Source organism: Anaerostipes caccae L1-92 (genome assembly GCF_014467075.1).
GTDB classification, from domain to species: Bacteria; Bacillota; Clostridia; order Lachnospirales; family Lachnospiraceae; genus Anaerostipes; species Anaerostipes caccae.
In genome coordinates this window covers 1,432,921-1,445,001 of record NZ_AP023027.1, presented here as the reverse complement: position 1 = coordinate 1,445,001, position 12,081 = coordinate 1,432,921, and the positions used below count along the sequence as shown (strand labels likewise).

General features: G+C 45.7%; 9 protein-coding genes and 1 pseudogene. 2 read left to right on the top strand and 8 right to left on the bottom strand.

All coding sequences use genetic code 11. The features are described from left to right. Nucleotides 1-19: 19 nt before the first annotated feature. A complete protein-coding gene (gene dapF, locus ANCC_RS07060; RefSeq protein WP_009291185.1) occupies nucleotides 20-856 on the bottom strand; it encodes a diaminopimelate epimerase in 837 nt (278 codons plus the stop codon). A gap of 151 nt (nucleotides 857-1,007) precedes the next feature. Here dapF and ANCC_RS07055 point away from each other — a divergent pair, with 151 nt between their 5' ends. Beyond that, a complete protein-coding gene (locus tag ANCC_RS07055; protein WP_006567376.1) occupies nucleotides 1,008-1,886 on the top strand; it encodes an AraC family transcriptional regulator in 879 nt (292 codons plus the stop codon). A gap of 52 nt (nucleotides 1,887-1,938) precedes the next feature. Here ANCC_RS07055 and ANCC_RS07050 read toward each other — a convergent pair whose 3' ends face one another. The 3 genes and pseudogenes from ANCC_RS07050 to ANCC_RS07035 form a co-directional block, all read right to left on the bottom strand. Next, complete coding sequence (locus tag ANCC_RS07050) at nucleotides 1,939-4,194, bottom strand: alpha-galactosidase (RefSeq protein ID WP_006567377.1); 2,256 nt, start codon at nucleotides 4,192-4,194, stop codon at nucleotides 1,939-1,941. A gap of 28 nt (nucleotides 4,195-4,222) precedes the next feature. Next, nucleotides 4,223-5,513 (bottom strand): annotated as a pseudogene (gene melB, locus ANCC_RS17595) (melibiose:sodium transporter MelB). 100 nt (nucleotides 5,514-5,613) lie between these two features. Then, entirely contained in the window at nucleotides 5,614-6,084 is a 471-nt protein-coding gene (locus ANCC_RS07035) for a PTS sugar transporter subunit IIA (protein ID WP_006567380.1), read from the bottom strand. Nucleotides 6,085-6,415: 331 nt separating this feature from the next. Here ANCC_RS07035 and ANCC_RS07030 point away from each other — a divergent pair, with 331 nt between their 5' ends. Then, nucleotides 6,416-7,783, top strand: a complete 1,368-nt coding sequence (locus ANCC_RS07030) for an MATE family efflux transporter (RefSeq protein ID WP_006567382.1) — start codon at nucleotides 6,416-6,418, stop codon at nucleotides 7,781-7,783. A gap of 26 nt (nucleotides 7,784-7,809) precedes the next feature. Here ANCC_RS07030 and ANCC_RS07025 read toward each other — a convergent pair whose 3' ends face one another. The 4 genes from ANCC_RS07025 to der are packed head-to-tail and all read right to left on the bottom strand — an operon-like array spanning nucleotide 7,810 to nucleotide 12,067. Further along, the gene (locus tag ANCC_RS07025; RefSeq protein ID WP_009291182.1) at nucleotides 7,810-9,078 is read right to left on the bottom strand and encodes an aspartate aminotransferase type Ic; all 1,269 of its coding nucleotides are present in this window, start codon (nucleotides 9,076-9,078) and stop codon (nucleotides 7,810-7,812) included. A gap of 14 nt (nucleotides 9,079-9,092) precedes the next feature. Next, entirely contained in the window at nucleotides 9,093-10,109 is a 1,017-nt protein-coding gene (locus ANCC_RS07020) for an NAD(P)H-dependent glycerol-3-phosphate dehydrogenase (RefSeq protein ID WP_006567384.1), read from the bottom strand. A gap of 9 nt (nucleotides 10,110-10,118) precedes the next feature. Further along, a complete protein-coding gene (gene plsY / locus ANCC_RS07015) occupies nucleotides 10,119-10,745 on the bottom strand; it encodes a glycerol-3-phosphate 1-O-acyltransferase PlsY (protein WP_006567385.1) in 627 nt (208 codons plus the stop codon). After that, on the bottom strand, nucleotides 10,745-12,067 hold the full coding sequence (gene der, locus ANCC_RS07010) for a ribosome biogenesis GTPase Der (RefSeq protein ID WP_006567386.1): 1,323 nt from the start codon (nucleotides 12,065-12,067) through the stop codon (nucleotides 10,745-10,747). The genes plsY and der overlap by 1 nt, the downstream gene beginning before the upstream one ends. Nucleotides 12,068-12,081: the final 14 nt, after the last annotated feature.

Below are 12,081 nucleotides of genomic sequence, written 5' to 3'. Positions count from 1 at the left end.
CCTCCTAAGCCAAAACTTTTTAAAGGTCAATCTCCCCGTCAAATACTTTTGTGGCCGGTCCTTTCATGAAGATGGTATGTTTCTCTTCGTCATATTCAATCTGAAGATCTCCTCCCAGAAGGTGGACCAGGACTTTATTGCCGGTCTTCTGATTCAGATAGCTTGCATAGGCACTTGCACATGCACCGGTTCCGCAGGCTAGAGTCTCCCCTGCTCCGCGCTCCCAAACACGCATCCTGATCGTATGGTCGTCGACCACCTGGATAAATTCTGTGTTGACTCTGTCCGGAAACATCGGGTGATGTTCAAACATCGGCCCGAGCTTTTCAATATCAAGATCATCCACAGAGTCTACAAACACGACTCCATGGGGATTTCCCATAGATACACAGGTGATCCTGTACTCTCTGCCGTCTACGATGACAGGCTTGTCGATGACTTTTTTCTCCTCATCATAAATCACCGGTATTTTATCGGCCTCCAGCACAGGGGCCTCCATGTCTACATTGACCCATGTGACCTTTCCGTCTTCCACTGTAAGGTCCAGTTCTTTGATCCCGCCTTTGGTCTCGATGGTGATCGTTGTTTTGTCCGTTAATCCATAGTCGTATACATACTTTGCGATACAGCGGACTCCGTTTCCGCACATGGCTCCCTCTGTACCGTCACTGTTGTACATGGCCATCCGGAAATCCGCTTTGTCAGAAGGATGAATACAGATCATACCGTCTGACCCGATTCCAAAATGGCGGTCACTGACAAACTTTGCCGTCTCATTGGGATTTTCTATCGTTTCTTCAAAACAGTTCACGTATACATAATCATTGCCGCAGCCATGCATCTTTGTAAATTTCATGGAATCACTCCTCGTTTTCATAGTGTTTTTAATATTTTATTTATTCTACCATAATCAATATAGAAACACAAAGTGTTTTCTGCCGTTTCCCGGTTGTGTTTTACCGCTTTGTATTATAAAATAAAAGTAAAAAACAGGGAAAGGAGAGACTATGTATTCATTTTTGGAAATCAAGAACCAAATGTTTTCTGACTTTTATCTCCTTTTCTGCGGCATACAGGAGTGCACACCTCTTTATTCCTTCGGTCCTGCTGTCCGGAGCCACCACCTGCTTCACTACTGTGTCAGCGGAAAAGGATATTACTATGCCGGGGACAAACAGTACACCATTGAGCCGGGAGACGCTTTCTTGATCCTCCCGGATGAAGTAACCTTTTACCAGGCAGACGAACAAGATCCCTGGACCTATCTCTGGGTCGGTTTTTCCGGAAATCAAGTCAATGACTATCTTCAGCGCTGCGGTCTGGACAGTGAACATCTGATCTGTCACTGTGAGGAGAAAGAACTTCTTGTATCTTATATTGAAGATATCCTCAGACATAATACCTTAAGCTACAGCAATGAGATTTATATTCAGGGCATACTCTTTCTGATCTTTGCCTCCTTCAGCCGGTCCGCTGATATTAAATACAAGTCTGATTTTACAAGTGAAAACATACATATCAGCAAGGCCATTGAATTTATACAGAAAAATTACCAGAATGTCATTACCGTCAGGGACATTGCTGATTATGTTTCTTTAAACCGGAGTTATCTCTGCAGCATGTTCCAGGAAAACCTTCATATGTCACCCCAGCAGTTCCTCTTAAGATTCCGCGTTACCAAAGCCACAGAACTTCTTTCAGATACGGATCTTCCGGTTAAGAATATCTCATACTCCTGCGGTTATGCCAATCAGCTTGCCTTTTCCAAGGCATTTAAAAAAAATTACCGGTTTAAGTCCCACGGCCTACCGCAAAGAAAACCGGAATGTTCCGAATATTATACGGGCTTTCGACCCTCACAAAGCAGAAAACCAAAAGCATTCTGAATAGATAAAAAGGAAAGGCTCCATACTGTAAACAGCAGGAGTCTTTCCTTCATTAGGAACGTACGGAAGGCGCTCGCAATTCGTCCTCCGCAGTTAAGATATATAGGCGAGACTGGTAATCTCCGTTGGCTCCGTTATATGTCTCACGGTTTTCACCGCTGGAGGCATCCGAAGTCACCAGTCCGGCTTTCATTAGTTCATCGCCGTAGTGGCTGGTTTCATTGATTGTCACATGATAGCATAAATTTTCATCGAGCCCCCGGAGCTTCAGTCTTGTATATCCTGAATTCACCGGTTCCAGCGTGCGGAAGTATCCGACGACCGCCGTCCGTCTGTCTTGTGAGACCGACATCCATGCACTTGTATTGTGTTTAAAAGGGCTCTGAAGGCGGTAGAAGGTTCCAAACTGAAGGACCTCCCGGTATGTCTTCATAAATTCCACCTGTTCTTTTATTTTTTCCTGTTCCTCTGCTGACAACTGATTCAAATCAAGTTCATATCCAAAAGTCCCGAAACAGGCAACATTCGCCCGCGTCTCAATCGGAGTATTCCTCAGCACCTGATGATTCGGCACCGCTGATACGTGAGCTCCCATACTGCTGACCGGATAAACCATACTGGTGCCGTATTGGATTTTAATTCTTTCTATTGCATCCGTATCATCACTGGTCCAGCACTGGGGCGCATAATACATCATTCCGGGATCAAATCTGGCACCTCCGCTGGCGCAGGATTCAAACAGGATATGCGGAAACTTCTTTGTCAACCGTTCATAAAGATCATATACCCCAAGGATATATTTATGTGTAACTTTCCCTTGATCCGATGCACCGCATCCTGCTGAATACACCTCTGACATACAGCGGTTCATATCCCATTTTATATAGGACACAGGAGCATCCAGCAAAACTTTTTCCATGAGCCGGTATATATAATCTACCACTTCTTTTCTGGAAAAATCCAGGACAAACTGATTTCTTCCGTGACAGCTGTTTCTGCCCGGAGCCGCAAGCATCCAGTCCGGATGAGCCCGATACAGGTCACTGTCTTTGTTGACCATCTCCGGTTCAAACCAAAGTCCGAATTTCAAACCTTTCTTTTCAATTTTTTCCGCAATGCCCTTGATTCCTTCCGGAAGTTTGTTAAGGTCCGGGTACCAGTCTCCCAGAGAACTTGTATCGTCATCTCTTCTGCCGAACCAGCCGTCATCCAGGACAAATAATTCGATGCCGAGACGTTTCGCCGTATCTGCGATTAGAAGAATTTTATCTTCATCAAAATCAAAGTATGTGGCTTCCCAGTTATTCACAAGAATCGGACGGACTTGATCCCTCCATTCTCCTCTGGCCAGCCGTTTCTGATACAGCTCATGGTAAGTCTGGCTCATACCGTTTAAGCCCTCACTGCTGTAGACCATCACCGCTTCCGGTGTCTGAAAGTTCTCTCCCGGTTTTAATTCCCACGTAAACGTGTTAGGGTTGATTCCCATGGTGACCCTTGAGACATCATAAGTATCCACTTCCACCTGCGCAAGAAAGTTTCCGCTGTACACAAAGGAAAAACCGTAAACTTCTCCGTCATGTTCTGTGGTGTTTTCCCGTTTCAGTGCAATAAACGGATTATAATTATTAGAACTGCAGCCTCTCATACTGTACACGGACTGGATGCCATGGCACAGTCTGCGCTCCTTTATATGCCTCTCTCTGGACCACGCTCCGGTCAGTTCGATCATTTCGTAGTCTGAATCCGGAAGATCCAGACACAGACTCATTGCCTGATCCAGGATCACAGACTCTGTTCCCCGATTCACAAACCGTACACTACGCGCAACAGCTCCATAATGTGCAAATATGGAATACGATAACAGCAGATCCACCTGGATCAATTCATCCCGAAGAAGAATCTCCAGCGTCTGTGCCTCTTTCGGATCCTCTGTATAGGTTGCGGGAAGCCCTGGAAGCTCTGGTTTTCCTTCCATGATCTTATGGGATATATATGTAAAATCTGTGATTCTGCTTCCATTGCTCTGCAGAATCTGAAAAGCCGGATATCTCATATCCCCTGATCCATAAGCCGGATATTCCTGCTTGATATGCTCCATAGAAAACGTCAGATCCCCTTCATAGGTACACGGCGCCATGGGACGCTGCCTTGCCTCAAATAAATGCTCATATTCTTCTCTGTCCCGTATTGCCGCTCCGCAGTAAAGCTGACCAAGCTGACCGTTTCTTAAGATTTTAAAAATATAACTGATCTTATCATTATATAGATGAAATGTTTTAGATCTCTCATGAAAAATAATTGACATATAGATTCCTCCGTCTTTTCTATAATTATTATGAATTGTTTGCCAGACGCTCGTCCAGTTTCTCTTTTCTCAATGCCAGAACATTCATGATTTTGTCGTAATACGCCCCATGAAGTTTAAATTTTGTCTTGTAGATCATAAAACTGAGGGCTACAAAAACAATCGGGACACCGATCATAACAAAACGGATACCGTTCTGTGTTGATGCTGTCTGTACTGCATTTGGAATATACCCCGTGGCATTCAGTGCAAATCCGGTAAGAAGCGCACCCATAGCCGAAGTAAACTTTACGAGCAGTGTTTGGATAGAAAAGGTAACAGACTCATTTCTTGTTCCGAATTTATATTCACCATAGTCGACAACATCTGCCAGCACAACCGTCACAATCCCAAGCTGAAGCCCGGAACCGAATTTAACACCATAGCCGGCGATGGCTGTCAATACAAAATTCGTCGGTGCCAGATATCCGATGACGAATAACAGCCCCAGTCCAATTGTCGGTATCAGGCTTGCCAAAAGATAAACCTGGTTTCTGTTCAGATGTTTCGCGATCCATGGAAACAGAAACAAGCCGGAGATCTCTGCAATCCCTGCAAACATCGTAAAGATTGAAAACATTGATTTGCTGCCTGCCACATATAAGAAGTAGTATAGAGATACCCCTGTCATAACCTGCATCGCAAAATTAAATGTAAGGATTACTGCAATGGCTACAAGAAGCTGATCATTTTTTGAAATGATATGCAGCAATTTCTTAAAGGATGTCTTCTCTTCCTTCACTGCTCTTACATGATCCGCTGATTTTACATTTGTGACCGTAAATGGTGATAATAAATACAGCCGTAATTATGTATGCGAAATAAGAAAATCCTTTCTGCGCATCACCTTTTCCCAAAAAGTCCATGATCTGAAGCCCAAATCCTCCGACGATCAGGGATCCTCCCACAGATGCGAAGATCCTGGGAACTACAGCCACCCGGTCGCGCTCTGATTTGTCACTGGTCAGATTGGGGAGCATAGACCAGTATGGGATATCCATAATGGTATAAGTCATTCCCCACAAAATATACATAACGGCAGCAAAAACATAAAGTGCGGTTCCGGATAATCCCCAGTCCGTAAATAAACAGGCAAAAACAACGGCATTGATCAATGTTCCAACAGCCAGCCACGGCCTGAATTTTCCCCATCTTGTTTTCGTATTGTCAACGACCATTCCCATTCCGAGATCATTTACCGCATCCCAGAACTTTGCAAAGAAAAAGAGTGTCCCTACAAATGCCGCTGAAATTTTCAGTACATCTGTAAAATAGACCATTGCATAGGTAAATATGACTCCGCAGATCATATCTTTTCCCAGGGCACCGATTCCATAGCTATATTTTTCACGCGCTGATAGCTTCATTCTATTCATCCTCCTATTTTTTCACGACCATTAGATCTTCATTAGCTTTAACCCGGCCTGCCTTCAGCACTTCAATGTTGTCATTTTCTACATTGGCAAATACGATAGGGGTTGCTTCTGATAAATTTTTTTCTTTTAATAGTTTTTGATCAAATTCCAGCAAAAGCTGTCCTTTATTCACATAATCTCCTGGCTCCACATATATATGAAATCCCTCTCCTTTCAGCTGATTCGTGTTAATCCCTACATGGATTAGATATTCATATCCAGACTTTGTCTCCAGCCCGACTGCATGGCGTGTCGGGAATGTAAAATTTACTTTTGCTGCCGACGGTGCAAACACTTTATCTCCCGATGGAAAAATAACCACCCCATCTCCAAGGAGTCCGTCTGCGAATGCCCTGTCCGGTGTTTCATCCAAAGGTCTCACTTCACCGTCCATCGGACATCCAAACACTTCTTTCCCTTTTGAAAATAATGCCATTTTCTTACCTCCTGATCATTTCTTTTTCTTCCATCGATGTTATCTAAATTATAACATTCGGACATACTTTTTCTAGCCAATTTTGTGTGCAGAATATGTCCAAATGTCATTTATTTGACACTTTTAACAAAAGAATATTTTGTTTTCCCCCTGTATTTATGCATTTCTGTATACAAGTGTTGTGATTTATATTTCTCTTTCAATTATTTTTATAGGTAAATATTTTATATAAATATATCCAAATGTTATTTTATTCAAGATTCTATTTATCCGGAAAACATGCTATACTTTTTACCAAAGATTGTTTGGAGAAACGAGGCTGTATCCGAGTATGGAAAAAACTAAGAATGATTTTACAAAAGGAAGCGTCACAAAAAACATCATAAACCTTGCTGTACCTATGACTCTGGCTCAGCTGATCAACGTACTGTACAGTATTGTTGACCGTATCTATATCGGAAGAATGGGAACAGATGCCGCTCTCGCCCTGGGAGGTGTGGGCATTACCTTTCCGATTATTACGATCATCATGGCATTTGCCAATCTGATCGGCATGGGAGGTGCTCCTCTTTGTTCCATAGAACGCGGAAAAGGAAATCAAAAAAAGGCCGAGGAGATCATGGGAAATTCTTTTTTCCTTCTGATTCTCCTGGGCCTTCTGCTCACGGCTGTAATCCTCATTTTTAAAAAACCGATTATTTATGCATTCGGAGCGAGCGAAGCTACATTTCCCTATGCAGACAGCTACATCACGATCTATCTTCTGGGATCTGTTTTTGTGATGATCGGCCTTGGTATGAACAGCTTCATAAACTCTCAGGGTTTTGCAAGAACCGGGATGCTGACAGTTTTAATCGGCGCCGTCTTAAATATTATATTAGATCCTGTTTTTATCTTTATCCTGCAGCTGGGTGTCAGGGGAGCGGCTCTCGCAACCGTCATTTCCCAGTTTGTTTCCTCTGTATGGGTCCTCCTCTTTCTCGCCGGCAGAAAAACAATACTAAAACTGAAAAAGGAAAACTTTAGGTTAAGGTTCCGTCTGGTCAGGCAGATCGTAACCCTCGGTCTTTCCGGTTTTACGATGTCGGTCACAAACAGTATCGTACAGATCGCCTGCAACGCAACCCTGCAGGTCTATGGAGGAGATCTCTATGTGACCGTCATGACGATTTTAAATTCGATCCGGGAAGTCATCACGATGCCGGTTACCGGTATTACCAACGGCGCCCAGCCGGTTCTGGGATATAATTACGGAGCTGAACAGTACGAAAGAGTCAAGGCAGCCATTCGGTTTATGACTCTTGCCTGCATCGGCTACACCTTTATTGTATGGGGTATCCTGCTTCTTGCACCGCACTTTTTTATCCATATTTTCAACAGCAGTCCGGAGATCATAGCAAAAGGTGTCCCCGCCTTAAAGCTTTATTTCTTTGGAATCTTCATGATGTCCCTGCAGTTTTCGGGCCAGTCCACCTATATCGCGCTGAACAGGTCCAGACAGGCTATCTTCTTTTCTATCTTCCGGAAGGTCGTCATTGTTCTTCCCCTGACCGTCTGCCTGCCAATGCTGTTCGGTCTCGGTGTCAACGGTGTTTTTATCGCAGAGCCCATCTCCAATTTCATCGGAGGAACCGCCTGCTATGTCACAATGCTGCTCACTGTCTACCGCAAACTGAAAGACTCCGGGGAACAAGCTTAAATGCTCGTCTCCGGAGTCCTTATGTTCTATTCTCTGACCAGTTTATGCAGCGCTGCCTTCTTTACACAGACACAGAACAGTTCCATCGCCTGTTCCAGTTCTTCCACTGTAGGGTATGTAGGCGCAATCCTTAAATTGCTGTCCTTCGGGTCCTTCTTGTATGGATAAGTCGCTCCTGCGCCGGTGAGTACAACTCCCGCCTCTTTTGCCAGGCGTACAACTTCTTTTGCACATCCCGGATATACATCCACGGACACAAAATATCCGCCTTTCGGCTCCTCCCATACAGCGAGCCCTGTTCCTGCAAGCTCTTTGTTCAGGTATTTGAGAACCGTTTCAAACTTCGGCCTCATGCACTCAGCCAAAACCTGCATATGCGCTCTCAGTCCCTCTGCATTTTGAAAGAACTGTACGTGGCGCAGCTGGTTGACTTTGTCATATCCGATCGTCTGGACACCCATGATCTTTTTGATTTCATTTATATTCTCTTCACTGGAAGCGATCAGGCTGACACCGGCTCCCGGGAAGGTGATCTTTGAGGTAGAGAAGAAATAATACGGACGATTCTTTGTACCGGCTTCTTCACATGCGTCGATGATATTCTTAACTTTCACATCCTCAAAGACCGGATGCACACCGTAGGCATTGTCCCAAAATATTTTGAAGTCTTTCGCGGCAGTCTTCATGGAAGCCAGTCGGTCTACTGTTTCATCGCTGTAACAGATGCCCTGCGGATTGGAATACTTGGGAACGCACCAGATACCTTTGATGGACGTATCACTTCCCACAAGCTCTTCCACCATATCCATATCCGGGCCTTCTTTGGTCATAGGAACCGGGATCATTTCGATACCCAGAGTCTCGCAGATGGTAAAATGACGATCATAGCCGGGACTTGGGCAGAGAAACTTCACCTTGTCAAGCCGGCCCCACGGTTTCTCTCCCATCGTTCCGAACACAAACAAACGCATCACTGCGTCAAACATTAAGTTAAGGCTTGCATTTCCTCCGACGATCAGCTGGCCGGCCGGAATATCGAGCAGTTCACTGAAAAGTTCCTTCATCTCAGGAATCCCGTCCAAAACGCCGTAATTTCTCACATCCATGCCTGCCTTTGTGTGATAGTCCGTCATTTCTTTCAGCATGCCGTTGGCGTGATCAATCTGCGACGGCGCAGGCTTTCCCCTTGACATATCAAGGCTTAAATTCCTGGCCTTCAGTTCCTCGTAATCCCTGTCTGCTGCTTCCTTTGCCTGTTCCAATTCTTCCTTTGACATTTCCGCGAATTCTGCCATAGCTTTGTCCTTTCTTATTCTTCTTCCCATTTAAGGTTTGTATGTTCTTTCTTGCGCTCCCTTAAGAGCAGATCTGCCACTGCCTCTTTCGGATCTTTCTCCTCAAAGAGTACTTTGTTTACTTCCTCAATGATCGGAACATTGACATTATTCCGCTTTGCGAGTCCGAGAGCCGCTTTGGCGGAATAGACACCTTCCACGACCATCTTGACTTCATCCATAGCCTCTTTCGGAGAATATCCCTGTCCCATCAGGAGTCCGGCTTTCCTGTTCCGGCTGTGAACGCTCGTACAGGTAACGATCAGGTCACCGATGCCGGTCAGACCGGTAAATGTCTCGATCTGTCCCCCGAGAGCGGCTCCCAGTCTGGTAAGTTCCGCGATTCCTCTGGTCATCAGTGCGGCTTTTGTATTGTCGCCGTATCCGAGGCCGTCTGTGACGCCGGCAGCCAGGGCAATGACATTCTTCAATGCTCCTCCGAGCTCAATTCCCATGATATCAGGGCTTGTGTAGACACGGAACACCTCATTCATAAACAGATCCTGAAGCATTACAGCTACACTTTCCTTCTTTGCACCGACAACACAGGTCGTCGGGAGTTTTCTTCCCACTTCCTCTGCATGGCTCGGGCCGGAGAGTACACAGACAACAGCGCCCGGAATCTCCTCCTCGATGATCTCTGTCAGTGTCTTATAGGTTTCATCCTCAATCCCTTTCGCCACATTGACGATGACCTGGCCTTCTTTTATAAATGGAGCCATGCGAGTTGCCATAGAACGGACCACCGGAGACGGCACAGCCATGACGATGACATCTCTGCCTGTGAGAGTTTCTTCAAGATCGGCGCTGACCTTTATATTCTCCGGAAGCTTCACTCCAGGAAGCTTGTCTTTCTGCTCTCTTTCCTTCTGAAGCATCTCGATCTCCTTGGAATCGTGAGACCACAGTGTCACTTCATGTCCATTGTTCGCCAGCAAAACTGCCAGGGCACTTCCCCAGCTTCCTGCACCGATTACGCTAACCTTTTTCATAGTTTCCTCCTAACGTTTTACCTTCTGTCCGAGTTTGTTTTCCGTCCCGTGAATGAGCCGGCCAATGTTTGCCCTGTGGCGCCAGACCGCCATAGCCGTAAACACACACCCCACCGCCACAAGCTGCCAGTCGTGGGGACTGCTGAAATATAAAATAAACGGGATTACCAGTACCATGCAAATAGAACCCAGTGATACATATTTACTGATCCCTGTCACAACAGAAAAAATAAGCAGACAGAGAAGTCCCAGTCTCCAGTCGAATGCAAAGATCACGCCGCCTGTTGTAGCGATCCCTTTCCCTCCTTTAAAATGCAGGTAAAAAGGAAAATTGTGCCCGATGACCACGGCAAACCCGGTCACCAGCCAGAGTGTGGCTTCATGGGCCATTCCTCCGAACTGGGGAATTAATATGTATCTGGCAATGTTGACTGCGATGAGTCCCTTTGAGGAATCCCCAAGGAAGGTCAGCAGTGCCGCTGTCTTTCCAAGGGTTCTCAGTGTATTTGTCGTTCCGGAATTACCGCTTCCGTAATCTCTGATGTCGATATGATTGATTTTTCCGATAATAAATCCTGTCTGAATACAGCCCAGCAGATATCCCATGGCCAGGCAGAGAAAAACACAAAGGACCATTACTTCTCCTTCCTTTCCCGCGCAATGATGTGGATCGGGGTTCCCCGGAATCCGAACGTATTCCGTATCTGGTTTTCAATATATCTGGTATAGGAAAAGTGCATCAGCTGCCTGTCATTGATAAACACCACAAATGTGGGGGGCTTCACCGATACCTGTGTCATATAGTAGAGCTTCAGGCGTTTTCCTTTGTCAGACGGCGGCTGTTTCATCGCTACTGCTTCTGTCAGAATCTCGTTGAGCACTCCGGTCTGGACACGCATAGCGTGATTTTCAATAACGGCATCCAGCATATCAAAGATCTTAGGAAAACGCTGTCCGGTCTTTGCCGAAATAAAAACCAATTCCGCATAGGACATATAAGCCAAAACCTCGCGGATTTTGTTTGTGAACTTATAGATCGTCTTGTCGTCTTTCTCCACCAGATCCCATTTGTTGACCGCAATGATCATCCCCTTGCCTCTCTCATGGGCAATGCCTGCGATCTTTGCGTCCTGCTCGGTGATGCCTTCTGTGGCGTCAATGACCAGAACCGCCACATCACACCGTTCCACTGCGGAAACTGTACGGATGACACTGTAACGTTCCAGATCTTCTTTGATTTTATTTTTCCGGCGGAGCCCTGCGGTGTCAATAAACACGTATTCTTTTCCGTTTTTCTGGATGACCGTGTCAATGGCATCTCTCGTCGTTCCCGCAACATCCGATACAATGACTCTCTCCTCACCAAGCATTTTGTTGATGATCGAAGACTTTCCTGCATTGGGCTTTCCAATGATGGCAATCTTAGGCCTTTCATCTTCTTCCTCTTCCAGAGCCTTTGGATCACAGTTTTCCACGACCTCATCCAGCAGATCACCGAATCCAAGCTTGGAATTTGCGGAAACCGGATGTGGATCACCCAGTCCCAGATTATAAAACTCATAGGTATCCGGCAGAAACTTCTCATAATTGTCTGCTTTATTCACTGCCAGGACCACCGGCTTCTGAGACCGTCTCAGCATGTCCGCCACCTGGAAGTCCGCATCCACCAGTCCCTGCCTCACATCTACAAGAAAAATGATCACGTCTGCAGTCTCAATGGCAATCTGTGCCTGCTCTCTCATCCTGGAAAGGATGACATCTCCCGAATCCGGCTCGATCCCGCCGGTGTCGATCAGCGTAAAATTATAATTCAGCCAGGAAATGTCCGCATAGATCCTGTCCCTTGTCACTCCCGGTGTATCTTTTACGATTGAAATATTCTCTCCCGCAAGTGCGTTGAACAGTGTGGATTTCCCCACGTTCGGCCTTCCCACGATTGCTACTATCGGTTTACTCATGTTTATTTCCTCTC

What these genes read in the sequence shown, in the direction of transcription:
- ANCC_RS07030 (WP_006567382.1), top strand. Translation starts at nt 6,416, where the DNA reads ATGGAAAAAACTAAGAATGATTTTACAAAAGGAAGCGTCACAAAAAAC.
- dapF (WP_009291185.1), bottom strand. Translation starts at nt 856, where the DNA reads ATGAAATTTACAAAGATGCATGGCTGCGGCAATGATTATGTATACGTG.
- ANCC_RS07035 (WP_006567380.1), bottom strand. Translation starts at nt 6,084, where the DNA reads ATGGCATTATTTTCAAAAGGGAAAGAAGTGTTTGGATGTCCGATGGAC.
- ANCC_RS07025 (WP_009291182.1), bottom strand. Translation starts at nt 9,078, where the DNA reads ATGGCAGAATTCGCGGAAATGTCAAAGGAAGAATTGGAACAGGCAAAG.
- ANCC_RS07050 (WP_006567377.1), bottom strand. Translation starts at nt 4,194, where the DNA reads ATGTCAATTATTTTTCATGAGAGATCTAAAACATTTCATCTATATAAT.
- ANCC_RS07020 (WP_006567384.1), bottom strand. Translation starts at nt 10,109, where the DNA reads ATGAAAAAGGTTAGCGTAATCGGTGCAGGAAGCTGGGGAAGTGCCCTG.
- der (WP_006567386.1), bottom strand. Translation starts at nt 12,067, where the DNA reads ATGAGTAAACCGATAGTAGCAATCGTGGGAAGGCCGAACGTGGGGAAA.
- ANCC_RS07055 (WP_006567376.1), top strand. Translation starts at nt 1,008, where the DNA reads ATGTATTCATTTTTGGAAATCAAGAACCAAATGTTTTCTGACTTTTAT.
- plsY (WP_006567385.1), bottom strand. Translation starts at nt 10,745, where the DNA reads ATGGTCCTTTGTGTTTTTCTCTGCCTGGCCATGGGATATCTGCTGGGC.